Annotated in this window: 16 protein-coding genes, 1 tRNA gene and 2 riboswitches; of the genes, 5 read left to right on the forward strand and 12 right to left on the reverse strand. The window is 61.2% G+C overall.

Annotated elements, in window-relative coordinates:
* Nucleotides 1–34: 34 nt before the first annotated feature.
* Entirely contained in the window at nt 35–859 is an 825-nt protein-coding gene (locus Q1A85_RS01240; protein WP_299684226.1) for a mechanosensitive ion channel domain-containing protein, read from the reverse strand.
* An 8-nt stretch (nt 860–867) separates the two neighbouring features.
* Nucleotides 868–1,938 (reverse strand): hypothetical protein, encoded by a 1,071-nt coding sequence (locus tag Q1A85_RS01245; protein WP_299684228.1) that lies wholly within the window; start codon nt 1,936–1,938, stop codon nt 868–870.
* 211 nt (nt 1,939–2,149) lie between these two features.
* Between Q1A85_RS01245 and Q1A85_RS01250 the strand changes: the two genes are divergently transcribed.
* Nucleotides 2,150–2,536 (forward strand): DUF202 domain-containing protein, encoded by a 387-nt coding sequence (locus Q1A85_RS01250; RefSeq protein ID WP_299684230.1) that lies wholly within the window; start codon nt 2,150–2,152, stop codon nt 2,534–2,536.
* A 46-nt stretch (nt 2,537–2,582) separates the two neighbouring features.
* Here the strand turns inward: Q1A85_RS01250 and Q1A85_RS01255 are convergent, their stop codons facing one another.
* On the reverse strand, nt 2,583–3,482 hold the full coding sequence (locus Q1A85_RS01255; protein ID WP_299684232.1) for a LysR family transcriptional regulator: 900 nt from the start codon (nt 3,480–3,482) through the stop codon (nt 2,583–2,585).
* Between the two features lie 94 nt (nt 3,483–3,576).
* Here Q1A85_RS01255 and Q1A85_RS01260 point away from each other — a divergent pair, with 94 nt between their 5' ends.
* Nucleotides 3,577–4,371 (forward strand): aldo/keto reductase, encoded by a 795-nt coding sequence (locus Q1A85_RS01260; protein ID WP_299684234.1) that lies wholly within the window; start codon nt 3,577–3,579, stop codon nt 4,369–4,371.
* A gap of 207 nt (nt 4,372–4,578) precedes the next feature.
* Here Q1A85_RS01260 and Q1A85_RS01265 read toward each other — a convergent pair.
* A tRNA-Lys gene (locus Q1A85_RS01265) sits at nt 4,579–4,654 on the reverse strand.
* Nucleotides 4,655–4,751: 97 nt separating this feature from the next.
* Here Q1A85_RS01265 and dapF point away from each other — a divergent pair.
* Together dapF and mtaB are read left to right on the forward strand one after the other, a co-directional pair.
* Entirely contained in the window at nt 4,752–5,591 is an 840-nt protein-coding gene (dapF, locus tag Q1A85_RS01270; RefSeq protein WP_299684236.1) for a diaminopimelate epimerase, read from the forward strand.
* Nucleotides 5,588–6,844: a tRNA (N(6)-L-threonylcarbamoyladenosine(37)-C(2))-methylthiotransferase MtaB gene (gene mtaB / locus Q1A85_RS01275; protein WP_299684238.1), complete on the forward strand. Its 1,257-nt coding sequence runs from the start codon at nt 5,588–5,590 to the stop codon at nt 6,842–6,844. Before dapF ends, mtaB begins: the two co-directional genes overlap by 4 nt.
* A gap of 105 nt (nt 6,845–6,949) precedes the next feature.
* On the opposite strand, the gene Q1A85_RS01280 is transcribed toward mtaB, so the two are convergent.
* The 5 genes from Q1A85_RS01280 to Q1A85_RS01300 all read right to left on the reverse strand — a co-directional run bounded on the left by Q1A85_RS01280 (nt 6,950) and on the right by Q1A85_RS01300 (nt 11,232).
* Nucleotides 6,950–7,738 carry a cytochrome c1 gene (locus tag Q1A85_RS01280; protein ID WP_299684240.1) on the reverse strand — a complete coding sequence of 263 codons (789 nt, stop codon included), beginning with the start codon at nt 7,736–7,738 and terminating at the stop codon, nt 6,950–6,952.
* Between the two features lie 13 nt (nt 7,739–7,751).
* Nucleotides 7,752–9,098: a cytochrome b N-terminal domain-containing protein gene (locus tag Q1A85_RS01285; protein WP_299684242.1), complete on the reverse strand. Its 1,347-nt coding sequence runs from the start codon at nt 9,096–9,098 to the stop codon at nt 7,752–7,754.
* 12 nt (nt 9,099–9,110) lie between these two features.
* Nucleotides 9,111–9,671 carry a ubiquinol-cytochrome c reductase iron-sulfur subunit gene (petA, locus tag Q1A85_RS01290; protein ID WP_299684244.1) on the reverse strand — a complete coding sequence of 187 codons (561 nt, stop codon included), beginning with the start codon at nt 9,669–9,671 and terminating at the stop codon, nt 9,111–9,113.
* A 310-nt stretch (nt 9,672–9,981) separates the two neighbouring features.
* Nucleotides 9,982–10,587, reverse strand: a complete 606-nt coding sequence (locus Q1A85_RS01295) for a glutathione S-transferase (RefSeq protein ID WP_299684246.1) — start codon at nt 10,585–10,587, stop codon at nt 9,982–9,984.
* Nucleotides 10,588–10,617: 30 nt separating this feature from the next.
* Nucleotides 10,618–11,232 (reverse strand): FMN-binding negative transcriptional regulator, encoded by a 615-nt coding sequence (locus Q1A85_RS01300; RefSeq protein ID WP_299684248.1) that lies wholly within the window; start codon nt 11,230–11,232, stop codon nt 10,618–10,620.
* Nucleotides 11,233–11,293: 61 nt separating this feature from the next.
* Nucleotides 11,294–11,454, forward strand: a riboswitch (FMN riboswitch).
* A gap of 84 nt (nt 11,455–11,538) precedes the next feature.
* On the opposite strand from Q1A85_RS01300, the gene Q1A85_RS01305 reads away from it, so the two are divergent.
* On the forward strand, nt 11,539–11,979 hold the full coding sequence (locus tag Q1A85_RS01305; protein ID WP_299684250.1) for a 6,7-dimethyl-8-ribityllumazine synthase: 441 nt from the start codon (nt 11,539–11,541) through the stop codon (nt 11,977–11,979).
* Here the strand turns inward: Q1A85_RS01305 and Q1A85_RS01310 are convergent.
* Genes Q1A85_RS01310 through Q1A85_RS01320 form a run of 3 tightly spaced genes read right to left on the reverse strand, consistent with a single transcriptional unit; the run spans nt 11,968 to nt 15,162 of the window.
* Nucleotides 11,968–12,663 carry an ATP-binding cassette domain-containing protein gene (locus Q1A85_RS01310; protein ID WP_299684252.1) on the reverse strand — a complete coding sequence of 232 codons (696 nt, stop codon included), beginning with the start codon at nt 12,661–12,663 and terminating at the stop codon, nt 11,968–11,970. The genes Q1A85_RS01305 and Q1A85_RS01310 overlap by 12 nt on opposite strands.
* On the reverse strand, nt 12,650–14,206 hold the full coding sequence (locus Q1A85_RS01315; RefSeq protein ID WP_299684254.1) for a thiamine/thiamine pyrophosphate ABC transporter permease ThiP: 1,557 nt from the start codon (nt 14,204–14,206) through the stop codon (nt 12,650–12,652). The genes Q1A85_RS01310 and Q1A85_RS01315 overlap by 14 nt, the downstream gene beginning before the upstream one ends.
* Nucleotides 14,182–15,162 (reverse strand): thiamine ABC transporter substrate binding subunit, encoded by a 981-nt coding sequence (locus Q1A85_RS01320; RefSeq protein ID WP_299684255.1) that lies wholly within the window; start codon nt 15,160–15,162, stop codon nt 14,182–14,184. The genes Q1A85_RS01315 and Q1A85_RS01320 overlap by 25 nt, the downstream gene beginning before the upstream one ends.
* 39 nt (nt 15,163–15,201) lie before the next feature.
* A riboswitch (TPP riboswitch) is annotated at nt 15,202–15,304 on the reverse strand.
* Between the last annotated feature and the right edge of the window lie 135 nt (nt 15,305–15,439).

A 15,439-nucleotide genomic window follows, 5' to 3' on the forward strand; every position in this document is an offset into this window, starting at 1 on the left:
ACCCCTCAATCGACAGACGCATCGCGCCGCGGGCTTACGACCTAGCGCTTTCAGTGATCAAATCATCCGGCACGGACGCGTCGCAGACGCCTGCCGCACGCAAGGCGGCATTGCCGCGTTCCGTCATATCGGTGATGAAGGCAAACTGATTGCGCGGTTCAAACGGGTAGGCTTTGAGTTTGTAGACCATGCAAAACGCCGTGTTTTCCGCAACCACAATCACGCTGCGGTCCAAGTTGAGATATGGGCTTGTCTTGCCCACGGTCCGCAGCAGCGCAGCCACCGCAGACGTATCTTGATTGTGTGCAACGTAGAACGTCGCCACACACATCAAAGTTCCAAAACCGTCATTGGCGTTGAGGACATTCTCTGTCCAGATGCGGTCATGGGCAATGGTAACGACATTGTCGTCGGGCGTGCGGATCTGCACCGCGCGCATCCCGATCGTGACGACCTCACCATAATCGTCCCCGATCTTGATCCAGTCGCCCAACCGGTACGGCTTTTCAAACAACGCAACAAAGCCCGCGATGACACTTGTCGCCAGATCCTTGACGGCAAAGCCAACCGCGACACTCAACGCGCCCGCGATAAAGACAAAGTTTTGCAGCGTGATGTTAAAGATCAGGGGGACGATCCAAACCACCAGCAACAACAGGGCAAGCACCCGCAAGACCGGCACAGAATTCAGCGTCAGATGCCGCAGCTTGGCCGGCAGAAACTCACTGATCCATGGCAGGAATTTCTGCGTGAATTTGATGAACGCCCACACCAGCACCACGCTCAGGATAATCTCGGCGATCACCCAACCGTTGATGTCGTTGAACAGGTTTGAAACTCTTTGAACGCGGTCTTCCATAGGTCCAGCTACAATCTGTCCAAGTTAAAGCCCGCAGCGCTCAATTCGCTCCGGATGTCTGGATAGTTTCGGATAGCACAGGACACCAGATCATCCTTTAGATTGACGAACCCGTTGCGGTGCAGCGACGACCACACCCCGTTGGACGGTGGGTTGGGAAGAAGCTGGTCCAAATCCGCCACCTTGCGGGGTCCATGGATCAAAAGGCTGTGCAGCGCGAACAGATGTGCGTCGCGCGCCGAAGAGGGCACCGAACACGCCGCGGGCAGCTGTACCCACAACTGGCTGTCTGATGTGTCTTTGTCTTCTTCCGTGGCCTCGGCCATGCCCTGCAAAAGCATCTCGGCCGCGACCCACGGGTGGCCAAGGCTCCCTTGGGCAAGGTCCTTGAGGAAGGGATCGTTCAAGGCGCCGTCCCCATCGCGCTCAAAGATTGACTGCCCCGTTTCGACAGACTTTACCGTCGCCTTTGCGCCGATCCCCTGTTCCAGAACAATCGCCAAAGCCTCTGCATCAAAGGCCGGAAAGGTATGCCCCTGCCCGAACAGCAATTGCACCTCGTCAAATTGCTCAAGAAACCGGAACGCCCAACTGTTGCACCCGACCAGAACACGCCCCGAATGTGCCGCCAGCGCATCAAAGACCTCAAAAAGCGGCGCAAGTTGATCAACCTGCCGCCCAAAAAACCGCTCTAGGTTTGGGACGACAAGACTGGGCGCGTTGGACAAGTTGCGCAGCTGCGCCACCTCCGACAAAACGGGTATATCGCGGCGCTTGGCCCAATCTGACAGAACGTTGGCATCCATCGGTGGATGCACAAAAAGCCGCTTTGCCTGTCCCTCAACATCCTGCCGCGCCCATCCGAGATATCCGTCATCAAGCACGTCGTGCAGAACCGCGCCCAATGCCTCGCGGATGGCAGCTTCCAAGGCGTCGTCCGACCGTCTCTCCAGCTCGGCCGTGTCGATGGCAGCGTCATCCTGCCCGCCACCAAACGCCATTTTGACCTTGTCGAACAGATGCCCAATCGTCTGCTCTGTCTCACTGCGGGGCCACTGGTACTGCCCTAGCGGACTCAACGACCTGACATGCTCAGGCAACTCCGTTCTATCCGAAGAGGTCATGGCGTCGGGCTGTCCACAATTGTCGCTTCCATTCCACGACAGTGCACGAGAACCCGGCGACATGCTAGCGTGATGGAAAGCAAAGCCGCCAGAGACCCGTGTGCCCTCCACCCCAGAGGCTCGGGGGTGCTAACTCTTTGGGCAGAGGACAAAAAGGAAATGACATATGCCTGACACAGACCTTTCGGATGACCCAAGTTCCAACGATTTGGCAGACACACGAACGGCCTGGGCCGAGGACCGCACGATGCTCGCGAATGAGCGGACGTTTGCGGGTTGGATGCGGACGGGAATGGCCTGCATCGCACTCGCCTTGGGGCTCAAGGCCGTGTTCAAAGACACCGATTATCCCCTTGTCGCCAAAGGGGTGGCCGAAGTGTTTATCTTGGTCGCTGTTCTCATATTCTGGGCGGCTGTGACGAAGTGCAGAGAGACGCAAAAACGCATGAAAGAACATGATGTCGAGGCCCAGTCGCATCAGCGCATGACCACACTGGCAAGCATTCTGACCCTCGGCGCGCTAGCGACCGGCGTGATCCTCTGGCTGCTCTAGGAACATCCAGCCCCGTTTGGCGCAGCACTTTGCACAAGGGCAGCTGTTAGTGGCCCCTGCCCAGTCTGCCTTCGCACCAGTTTTGAACAGCCGCGCAGAACTGTTCGACGCGCGCAGGCCGTTTACCGCCCGGCGCAAGGGCGAGGTTCACCGGCAGGCGTGCCGCGCGCAGGCCAGGTGCCATATCGACCAAAGTCCCGTCGTCAAGTTCAGCGCCGACAAGCCAGCGCGGCATAATCGCTATGCCGACGCCGTGCCGCGCGGCTTCATGGACGGCAAAGATGTTATCGCTTGCCAATTTCGGCGTGACAGTGAAGCGCCGCGCATCGCCATTCTGATCGAACAACGCGATCCGGTTGCCCTCGAACGGTCCTAGTGTGAGCCATGGCATGGCTTCCAATTCCTTGTCCGCATTGGTTGCGCGGCATCGACGCGTCCCCACGACAAGACGTTCCACCCGCGCCAGTTCACGCACGACGAGGGTCTCATCCGGGACCGGGCCGATCTTGAGCCAGCAGTCGCAGCCTTCCTCGGCAAAGCGAATGGCATCATCGCGCAATCGCCAGTCGATAGTGATGTCGGGATGATCCTCCATGAACTGTGCGGCGGCTTGCATGAACAGGCTTTGACCAAGCGCAACCGGAGCAACGACGCGGATCGTACCGAGCAACACGTGATCCGCGCTGTGGCGATCCTCAATGGCCTCCCACTCTCCGAGCATTCGCCTTGCATCCGCCAACAGCGCGAGACCGTCCGGCGTCAGCGTCACATCATGCGTGGTCCGCCGCACCAGCACGACACCCAGCCGACCTTCCAACGCTGCAAGCTGCCGCGACACCGATGGTTGCGACATGCCCAAGTCACGTGCGGCCCCGGACAGTGATTGCCGTTCGGCGATCCGGACAAAGGTCGCCAAAAGAGTAAGCCGGTCAAATCGAACACTCATACGCCAGACGTATTACAATCTTACCTTTCATGCCACTACCGCAGTAACCATCGCTGGATATGTTCCCTTCAGACAAACCGAAAGGAACCAAGGCATGACCAAGGCCAACAACACCAGTTTCACTTTCCTGAACGGGCGCACGGTGAACCGGATCGGGTATGGCGCGATGCGTCTGACTGGCCAGCCCCGCAACTTCGGCCCCTATGCAGACTGGCAGGGTGGCATCGACCTCCTCCGCCGTGCCCGTGACCTCGGGATCACGCATATCGACACCGCCCGCGCATACGGACCCCATGAGAACGAGAGGCTGATCGCAGACGCGCTTGTGGATCAGGATGGACGCTATGGCGAGATGTTCATCGCCTCCAAGGGCGGCGTCGAAAAAAGTGCCACCAATATCAGACGTGACACGTCGCCCGAGGCGATGATCCGGCATCTTGATCAAAGCCTCGCAAGCCTCCGCACGAACAAGGTCGACCTTTACTATGTGCACGCACCGGACGGCGTCACCCCGGTCTCAGCCAGTGTGGCCGCACTCGAAAAGATGCGGCAAGCCGGCAAGATCGGCATGATCGGGCTATCCAACGTGTCCCGCTCCGAAGTGGAGGCGGCACGGAAGGTCGCCCCGATTGCAGCAGTGCAGAACCGGTATTCGCCCGCCGATGCGCGCGATCCAGCGCAGGAGGATATGATCGACTGGCTGAACGATCTGGGAATCGCCTTCGTGCCGCATGGTCCGTTGGGTGCGAACCCAATGCAACGGGGCGCAATTGTCGATCCGGGTGCGGCGTTACGTACACTCCTTGCCCGGTCGCCAAACATCCTTGCCATTCCCGGCACGACGACGCGCGCGCATCTGGAAGACAACGCAAAAGCGTGGGCCGTCTGATGCACTCAGCATTCCGACGGCAGGGGCGCGGTCGGTCTACTTTGGATTGATCCTGTCCATACGGCCCGCGCCATCGTCGTCACAGCAGCAACCGTCGTTTCGGTCGCACCCACCGATAGCACAGTCGACAAGCTGCCCAAACGGACTGACGCGCAGGCCCAAGCCTGCCGCCAGCGCTTACGTACGTTATCTGTACGAAGAAGTCAGTGGTGAGCCGTGCAGGGTTCGAACCTGCGACCCACTGATTAAAAGTCAGTTGCTCTACCAACTGAGCTAACGGCCCACTAGGCGGCCTATCTAGAAAGGGTGAGGCAAAGGGTCAAGCCGATTCTGATTGGATTTCCTGCGACATACTGGATTCCTGTAAACCCCAGCGTTATATGCGCCAAATGCAGGACACCGCCCCCCTCCTTTGGCCCTTCATGAAGATGCATGGCCTTGGCAACGACTTTGTCGTTGTAGACACCCGCGCGCGGGCGCTCGACCTGTCGCCTGATCTGGTGCGGGCGCTGGCCGACCGGCACCGGGGCGTTGGGTTTGACCAACTGGCTGTGGTGGCCAGCGGCGACGATCTGACAATCACCTTTTACAATGCGGACGGCTCTATGTCGGCGGCCTGCGGCAACGCCACGCGCTGCATCGCGGCGCGCGAAATGACGATGACCGGGGCGCACGAACTGCGAGTCAACGTGACCGGACGGGGGCAGCTTGAGGCTGTAATGCGCCCCGATGGTGTGACGGCAGTCAACATGGGCCACCCCGTGCTCGACTGGCAGAACATTCCGCTGGCGCAGGATGTGGACATTTTGCACCTGCCCATTGACGGCGACCCCGTGGCCACCGGCATGGGCAATCCGCACTGCACGTTTTTTGTGGACGATGTGGCTGCGGTTGACCTCGCCACCCGCGGCGCAGCAGTGGAACATCATCCGCTTTTCCCAGAGCGCACCAATGTGCAGTTTGCGCAGGTCACCGCGCCTGACCATATCCGTATGCGGGTGTGGGAACGGGGTACGGGCGTCACGCTTGCCTCCGGCTCTTCGTCCTGTGCGGTCGCCGTAGCGGCCCATCGCCGTGGTCTGACCGGCCATAAGGTGACGATAGAGCTTGACGGTGGCACGCTCGAAGTAGACTGGCGCGACAACGGTGTCTGGATGGCTGGCCCGACGGCACATGTGTTTGACGGCACCCTCACCCAGAGCTTTCTGGACAGCCTGTGACCGCGCCTGTGTTTTCCAACCACGGCTGCCGCCTCAACGCCTACGAGACGAAGGCGATGGAAGAGATCGCCCAATCCTCCGGTCTGCGGAACGCCGTTGTGGTGAACACCTGCGCCGTCACCGCAGAGGCCGTGCGCAAGGCGCGGCAGGACATCCGCAAGCTGCGCCGCACCCACCCCGACGCGCAACTGATCGTGACAGGATGCGCTGCACAGATAGACCCCGACAGCTTTGCCGCCATGGACGAGGTCGACACCGTCATCGGCAATACGGAAAAAATGCAAGCGGCCACTTGGGCGGATCTTGCCGGGGATTTTGGCACCGAACCCGTGCGGGTGGACGACATCATGTCCGTGACCGAAACCGCAGGACACCTGATCGATGGGTTCGGCACCCGCAGCCGGGCCTATGTGCAGGTCCAGAACGGCTGTGACCACCGCTGCACCTTCTGCATCATTCCCTACGGTCGCGGCAATTCCCGCTCTGTGCCCGCAGGCGTGGTGGTCGACCAGATCAAGCGGCTGGTGGACCGCGGGTTCAACGAGGTGGTGCTGACCGGCGTCGATCTCACCTCATGGGGCGCTGACCTGCCCGCAGCGCCCAAACTGGGCGATCTGGTCATGCGCATCCTGCGGCTGGTGCCCGACCTGCCGCGCCTGCGCATCAGTTCCATCGATTCGATTGAGGTGGATGATGCTCTCATGCAGGCCATCGCCACAGAACACCGGCTGATGCCGCACCTGCATCTCAGCTTGCAACACGGCGACAACCTGATCCTCAAGCGGATGAAGCGCCGCCACCTGCGCGACGACGCTATTGCCTTTGCGCAAGAGGCCCGCAAGCTGCGTCCCGACATGACCTTTGGCGCGGACATCATCGCAGGCTTCCCGACGGAGACCGAGGACGCCTTTGCCAACGCGCTTCGGCTCGTTGAAGAATGCGACCTGACATGGCTGCACGTCTTTCCCTATTCACCGCGGCCCGGCACGCCCGCCGCGCGGATGCCACAGCTAGACGGCCCCACCATCAAGGCCCGCGCCGCGCAATTGCGTGCTTTAGGAAAAAAACAGGTCGCCGCGCATCTTGCCGCGCAAATTGGCAAGACGCATCACATCCTGATGGAAAATGCGCATATGGGCCGCACCGCGCAATTCGCGGAAGTTACCTTTGATGCGCCCCAGTCCGAAGGCCACATCGTGACGGCGCGGATCACCGGACAGACGGCCGCGACCCTAACCGTTTCTTCTGACTGAAAATACCACGGGGGCCCGAAGGGCGGGGCAGAGCCCCTCTAACATCCGCAAAAAAGAAAACCCCACCAATAGGCAGGGCTTCCTCGATTAACAACGCCGATGCGCTTACTTGTTCTTGTAACGTGCCTTGACCGGTGCCCACAGGCGCTTGTTGGTCAGGTACAGCAAAACCGACAGGATCGTGAGGAAAATCACGCCGACAAAACCGGCCTGTTTCCGCGCCATCATCTTCGGTTCCGCCGTCCACATCAGGAATGCCGCCACGTCTTCGGACACGTGCTCCAGATCGTTGGCGTGACCATCCGCAAATTCGACGTCTTCGCCATAGAGCGGGGGCGCCATCGAAATCCAGCCACCCGGAAACGCCTTGTTCTCGTACAGGATTACACCGGCTTCTTCTTTTTCTTCACCGGTGTACCCCATCAGCAGAGAGGCGATGTAGTCCGGACCACCCATGCCCTTGAGGAACTGGTTGATGCCCAGACCGTAAGGACCGTGGAAACCTGCGCGCGCCTTGGCCATCAGGCTCAGGTCAGGCGCGTTTTCGAGGTTGGAGCCCGGAAAATGGTCGTTGGGTGTCGCGGCGCGGAAGTCGTCCAGTTCGGGATCAAAGACCTCGTAGAATTCCGCATAGGCGCGCACTTGATCGTCGGGCAGGCCGGGCCCGCCTTCGTCACCCAGCGTACGCAGGGGAACATATTGCAGACCGTGGCACGCCGCACAGATTTCAGTGTAAACCTGAAGGCCGCGCTGCAACTGGTTCTGGTCGTACTGGCCAAACGGACCGTCAAAAGAGAAGTCGATATTCTTGACTTCGCCTGCTCCACCGGCGGCAAAGACGCCGGTGCTCAGGGCAAAGGTCGCGATGACGCTTGCTGCGAGTTTCTTGAACATGTGTCTTCGCTCCTTATTCCGCAGGTTGCGCCGAAGGGGCAGCCTTGCCCGCATCGTCACCACCGTATTTCGCGGCAAAGTCTTCTTCGATGGTCGCAGGTTGCGCATCCGGCTTTTCCAGCACGCCAAGCAGCGGCAGGATCACCAGGAAATACGCGAACCAGTAGGTCGCACCGATCAGGGCGATGTACGGATAGATACCTTCAGCCGGCATCGCGCCAACCCATGTCAGAACGACAAAGTTCACGACAAACACCCAGAACCACATCTTGAACATCGGGCGGTAGCGGCCCGAACGAACGGACGATGTATCGAGCCATGGCACCAGCGCCATCACCACAATCGCACCGAACATCGCCAGCACGCCAAAGAACTTGGCGTCGATGATGCCGCCCGTGAGGGTCGATGCAATGATCACCACCCACACGTCGCCGTCAAAGGCACGCAGGATCGCGTAGAACGGCAGGAAGTACCATTCCGGCACGATATGTGCAGGCGTCGCCAGCGCATTGGCTTCGATGTAGTTGTCCGGGTGGCCGAGGTAGTTCGGCATGAAGCCGACCACGGCAAAGAACACCACGAGGATCACCGCCAGTGCAAACAGATCTTTGATCACGAAATAGGGCCAGAAGGGCAGCGTGTCCTTGGCTGCGTCTTCCTTGGAGGTGCGGCGCACCTCAACCCCGGTCGGGTTGTTGTTGCCTGTCGTGTGGAAGGCCCAGATGTGCAGGATCACGAGGCCCGCAATGACGAAAGGCAGCAGGTAGTGCAGGCTGAAGAAACGGTTCAGCGTGGCATTGTCCACCGCAGGCCCGCCCAGCAGCCAAGTCTGCAGTGCCTCACCCACAAACGGGATCGCACCAAAGAGGCCGGTGATCACGGTCGCACCCCAGAAGGACATCTGACCCCAAGGCAGAACGTAGCCCATGAACGCGGTGCCCATCATCAGCAGATAGATCAGCATACCAATGATCCACGTGATCTCGCGTGGGGCCTTGTAGGACCCATAGTAGAGGCCGCGGAAAATGTGGGCATAAACAGCCACAAAGAACAGCGACGCGCCGTTCATGTGAATGTAACGCAGCATCGCGCCGCCATTCACGTTGCGCATGATATGTTCCACCGACGAGAACGCGAAGTCCACGTGCGGCGTGTAGTGCATCACCAGAACGATGCCGGTGATGATCTGAAGCGCCAGACAGAATGCCAGGACGATGCCCCAGATCCACATCCAGTTCAGGTTTTTAGGCGTGGGGATCATCAGCGTGTCATACATCAGACCCACGATGGGCAGACGTTTCGCCAGACCTTTTTCCCAGGCCGCTTTCGGTTCGTAATGGTCGTGAGGAATTCCAGACATCAGGTCTCTCCCTTAACCCAGTTGGATCGTGGTTTCGTCCACGAATTCAGCTACAGGAACCGGCAGGTTGGTTGGCGCAGGACCTTTGCGGATCCGGCCAGACGTGTCGTAGTGCGAGCCGTGGCAGGGGCAGAACCAGCCGCCAAAATCCCCTGCGTCGCCCAAAGGCACGCAGCCAAGGTGCGTACAGACGCCCATCATCACCAGCCATTCGCCAGCTTCGTCCAGCGAACGGTTCGCGTCATTCGCGTCCACTTCGCCAAGGTTTTCGTTGCGCGCGATATCATCCGGCAGGTCGGACAGGTCGACGTCGCGGGCCGCTGCAATCTCGTCTTCGGTCCGGCGACGGATGAACACGGGCTTGCCCAGCCATTTCACGGTCAGTTGCGTGCCCGGCTCCAGTTCGCTCACATCCACGCGGATCGAGCTAAGAGCCAGAACGTCAGCGGACGGGTTCATCTGGTGGACCAGCGGCCAAACCGCTGCACCCACGGCAATCGCGCCTGCACCGCCTGTGGCATAGTACAGGAAATCGCGCCGGGTTTCGTCGTGGTCTTGTTCTGCGTGCGACACGTGGTGACCTCTCCAGTTTCGAACGCCCCGGACGGGGCCAAATAACAAAGAACCCGCGCGCGCGGGCCGTTTCATCGGGGTATCTAGCGGGGTCCCCCCCTCACGTCCAGCGCGCAAACTGACACAGTTGGTCGCAGGGGGATGCCTTAACCCTTTGATAAGACTCACGGGCGCACCGCCCGCCAACCACCCCTCCGGCACATTGGCTGTGCCCGGGATATGCCGCCACCAGCGGCTCGCCCTATGAGGCATTGAACTGTGCTACGGACACACGGGCGCCGATGCGCCACCGAACGTTAGGCCGCGAACGCTATCCAACCGGCACGGTTGCTTGCATCGACGGTCTTGCGGCGAACCCGTCGTACCACTTGGCCAGCGCATCGCGGCCCTTGCGCCAGTCTCGATCGCCATGGCGGAAATCGAGATAACCCAACCCACACGCCACACCGATATGTCCGATGTCCATCGGCCCGGACAAATGACTCATCCAGCGCGCATTCAGCGCGTCCAGTGCGCCGGTCACCTTGGCCCATTGCGCCTCGATCCACGCCTCGGACTGGATCGCCTCATCGCGGAACCGCCTTTCATAGACCATCAGCACCGCCGCCTCCATCAGCGCATCCGCAGTGGCCTCCAGCACCAGCACCTCCCATTGGCCCTGCACCGGATACAAATCCGCGCCGCCGCGGTCGTTCAGGTATCGGCAAATCACCCGGCTGTCATACAGGGTTGGCCCCTCGTCCCGCACCAGCGCAGGGATCTTGCCCACCGGGTTCGCCGCCTTCAGTGCTGCGTCCGTACCGCCGGGTGCGGCTGTGACCGTCACCGGTTCCACATCATCCACCTGCCCCGTTTCATGCAGCAAAACCAGCACCTTACGCACAAAGGGGCTGGGCCCCGCCATCAGCAGTTTCATCGCGATTCTCTCCTTTGGGTTGGGCGTAGCCTAGGCCCCGCGCATCAGCGCAGCAAGCAGCCGCACCTCTTGCCCCATGCCGAATGCATCCACGTGATCCGCTGCCCGCAAACGCACTTCATCCGCCTTGTTCTGGTTCAGCTTCCAAGTGCCATCGACACCGGTGATGTCCATCCGGCACGGCACAATCTGGCGCATCATCCGCTCCAGCACATCAGGGGTCATCTTGCCCGTTTTCCAAGGCGGCTTGGGTGCCAGCTGATCTTCGAAATGCTTCGATTGGCGGTCGAGAAGGTCGCGCATTTCGTCATGCGGCCGCAACTCCAGCACACCGGTCAGATGTACGGCTACATAATTCCACGTGGGCACCTGATCATCGATGCCATACCAGTCGGGTGAGATATAGCCATCCGCCCCGCTCACTGCGATCCGTGCCTTGAGCGGTGTCTTGAGCGCCCGCGCAATCGGGTTCGAGCGTACAAGGTGCAGGCCCACCTGTGTGCCCGCTTCGTCAATCAGAAACGGGACATGCGCGAGCATCGGACCATCTGCGTCACTGACCGCCAGAACACCAAAGGCACGCGCGCGCGCAAAGTCGAGATTTCGTGCGTCGCTTTCAGTGTGGAAGATCGGATTCGGGTGCATCTGTCTGGTCCATGATACGTCGCGTCCCTCTTGCCTTGGCCGCGTGACAAGGGCAACCTGATGCTGTTCTCAGGGCGGGGCGAAATTCCCCACCGGTGGTATGCGGGTCCGACCCGTAAGCCCACGAGCGCAACGCGCCCCACAGATGTGGGACGCGTTGGTCAAGCAGATCAGGTGAGACGCCTGAGCCGACGGTTACAGTCCGGATGAAAGAGAACGCACAACAGGATCGCGCCCCGACGGGGCGCCTTTTGTCTGTGCGCAATCGCCTTGGGTGTGACGTGTCTGAACCTAAAGGAGATACCCATGACACACACCCGCTTCGCCTTTGTCAAAGCCCGCTGGCACGCCGATATCGTGGACCGCGCCTTTGAGGGTTTTACTGAACTGATCCCACCCGCGCAGGTGGACGCCTTTGACGTTCCCGGCGCATTCGAGATGCCGCTCATGGCGCAGAGCCTCGCGCAAACGGGGCGGTACAGCGCCATCGCCTGTGCAGCCCTCGTGGTGGATGGTGGCATTTACCGCCACGATTTCGTGGCCAGCGCCGTCGTCGATGGGCTGATGCAGGTGGGCCTGAAGACCGGTGTGCCGGTCCTGTCGGTTTCGCTCACGCCGCACCATTTTCAGGAGACGGCGCATCATATGGGCATCTATGCCGATCACTTCGTCATCAAGGGGCGGGAGGCGGCGCAGGCCGCCCTTGGTATACTGGAAACGCAGGCCAGCCTGCGCTCAGCCGCCTAGATAGGCGCGCAATGCCGCGGGCGGGTTCGCCAGAACGTCGCCCGCAGGCGCAGGCGGGGCAACCTCGCCCGCATCGACAAAGATCAGGTCATCCACCATGTCCGCCACCTCGGTCGGCGCGTGGGTGACCATCATCATGGTCGCACGACTTTCCGTCACGACCTCGGACGTTAGCGCCAGCATCTCGGTTCGCAACGCGGGACCCAAAGCGGCAAAAGGTTCATCCAAAAGCAGCACCGGCGCGCGTTGCAGCAGCACCCGCGCCAATGCCGCACGGCTTTGCTGTCCGCCCGACAGCGCGCCGGGCTTGCGATCCGCAAACGCGCCCAACCCGACACGGTCCAGCGCTGCCCGCACCCGGTCTTTTTCGGCTGCACTCAGGCGCAATGCCGGACGCACGCCCAGTCCCACATTCTGCGCCACGCTCAGATGGGGAAACAGATTGCCATCCTGAAACAGCATCGCAATTCCGCGCGCATCCGGCGCAGTGTCAGTCACATCGACACTGTCCACATGGATTGTCCCGGCGGCTGCGGGAACGTAACCACCAAGCACCCCCAACAGGGTAGACTTGCCCGCACCCGACGGTCCTGCCACGGCCACCCGCCGCCCACGCGGAACCTCGAACGTGGCGCGCAAGGCGAATTCGCCCTGTTCGACCCGCAAACCCTTAACCGATATCACGCCGCCGCCCCCATGCATCGCAGATCCAGAACATCGCCAGTGCCAGCGTCAGCAACAGCAGCGCAGCCCCCGCAGCCGCATCTGTGCGGTAACTGCCCAGCAGACGGTACATCTGCAACGGCAATGTCGCCACATCCGGGTCCGCGAACAGCGCCACTACACCCAAATCGCCGACCGACAACGCCGCCGCCAGCCCGGCGGCAAATCCCAGCGCAGGCCGCAGCCGCGGCAGCAGCACAATCCGCCAGAACGGCCAGCCACGCAGCCCCAGCCCGGCACCAAGCCGCCCGTAATCGGTCAGCACTTGCCGCATGGGCGGCAGCAGGATGCGCACGGCGAACGGCAGCGCCATCAGCGCGTTCACGCTTGCGGTCACTGGCAGGGCAAGGCTGGCGGGGTTCGCATACGGATAGATCAGTATGAACCATCCGGTCCCCAACATCAGCGGCGATGCCGCAAGGCCCAACAACGTCACGCCCTCGAACCCGCCCCGCCGTGCCTGCGCCAGCCAAGCCGTCAGCGGCAAGGCCAATGCGACCAGCAGCGCGGTGCTCAGTGTCGCCACCCAGATCGACGTCCACGCCGACCGCCACACCAACCCCGGCATCTCCGTCAAGCCGCCCAGTCCCGCGATCACGACGGATGCCAACGGCAGCAGCAGAAACGCGGCAGCAAACGTGATCCACACCGCATCAAGCATCCGTGTGCTCATGCGTCGCGCGTCCCAACGGAAGGGCAGGCGGTCCTGCCCCCGCTGCACCAACATCGGCGGCAGAAACCACAGCGCAATCAGCGCCGCACCACCAGCGACGGCCAGTTGCAACAGGCTCAGCACCGCGGCGCGGCCAAGGTCAAAGTCAAAGCGGAACGCCTGATAGATCGCCAGTTCAATTGTGGTGGCCCGCGGACCACCTCCCAGTGTCAGCGCAACAGCGAAACTTGTCAGGCAGATGACAAAGATCAGCGCAAGAGCGCCCGGCACGACCTGCCGCAGCAGCGGCCACTCGACCACGCGAAACACCACGCCGGGCGGCAGTCCAAGCTGCGCGACCATCCGAAACTGCTCTGCCGGGATCGCCTGCCAGCCTTGCAGGATCAGACGTGTCGCCAGTGGCATATTGAAAAACACATGCGCCAACACGACGCCATGCGCGCCGTAAATCGACACTTCGGGCAAGCCCATGGCGCCCAGCGCGATGTTCAGCCAACCGCTGCGCCCAAAGATAGCCAAGAGGCCAAGCACGGCGACAATGACGGGCAGGATGAACGGCGCACCCAGCAAAGTCACCAGCAGAGCATGGCCGGGCAACCGGCGTCGCGCCAGCGCCCGCGCCACCGGCACCGCCAGACCCACCGAAAGGAGAGCCGAAAAGAACGCCTGCACCAGCGTAAAGCGCACCGCCTGCCATTCGGCGTTGCGCAGTCCTGTTGTCCCCTCGACGCGGGACCCAATCGCGACGAAGGCCGCCAGCACCGCCGCAACGATCAAGACCGCCGCGACGATGCCCGGTGTTTTGCTTATTGGGTGAGCGCGGCGCGCCATGTCTCAATCGCGTCCGCTTGCAAGGCCGCAGCCTCGTCCTCGGAATAAAACAGCACTTTGTCCGGCAGGGGCAGTTCCGACCACCCTTCGGGCCAGTCCGCCCGAGGCAACGCCGAGGGCAGCGACCAGTTGGCCGTCGGTATGATCGTCTGGAAGTCGCGCGACATTACGTAAGCCAGGAACTGATCCGCCAGTTCGGGCTGATCCGTCCCCGCAATCTTGGCCACCGTTTCCACCATGAAATAGTGACCTTCCGGGAAGATCGCCGCCTTTTTGGTAAAGTCCTCTTCGGCGAACATGTGGTAAGCGGGCGATGTCGTGTAACTCAGCACCATATCGGCCTCACCATCGGTGAAGAGGCCGTAGGACGCTGACCAATCTTTGGTCACGGTCAGAATGTTGTCCGACAATGCCTCCCACACTTCAGCCGAACGGTCGCCATAAACCGCCTGTACCCACAGGACCAAAGCCAGCCCGGAGATCGAGGTGCGCGGGTCCTGAATGACCAGCTTTACGTCATCAGGCAGCGCCAGCAGGTCGTCAAAGCTGGTAGGCGGAGCGTCCATTGTGGTCTCGTTATAGATGAACGCGGTGTGCCCGTAATTGAACGGCAGAAACGTGTCGTCGGTCCAGTCGATCGGCAGGGTCAGCGCGCTGTTGTCCTGTCCGTGCGGGGCAAACAGTTCCGTCGCGCGCGCTCGTGCTGTCACGTCCGAGGTCAGGCCAATCACGACATCCGCCTTGGTCCGCTCACCTTCGAGCAGCAGGCGGGGCATCAGATCACCGGTGGACCACTCCAGATCGCAATTGCAGACCTTTTCGAACTCCGTCTCGATGATCGGGCCGGGACCCCATTCCGAGGTAAAGTAATCGCCCGCATAGACCGTCAGAACGGGCGTGTCGGACATAGCCGAGGTGGCAGCCAAGGCGGCAGCCAAAGTCAAAGTATATTTCATCGCGTCCTCTCAAAGACAGAGGCGGCGGGATAAGGGTCTTGGGGTAAGCCAAACCTTCCCTCCGCCGGTGTTAACCGGTTCAGGTTCTACGGGTTCGCCAGAACGGCATCTCAGCTGCAATGCAGCACCCCGAGGTAGGGTTGGGTATAGGGGGCAGATTGCCGGGTTGCAAGGCACGGCAATGGCCGCCCTGCGGCACGGCAGCCCTGTGGCGGGGTGCCAAAGGTCCTTGGCATCCCCCTGCACCGCGCGTATTCCGTGCCAAGGCCAAATCCGG

Origin of the sequence: uncultured Tateyamaria sp., assembly GCF_947503385.1 — a bacterium.
Classification (GTDB): Bacteria; Pseudomonadota; Alphaproteobacteria; order Rhodobacterales; family Rhodobacteraceae; genus Tateyamaria.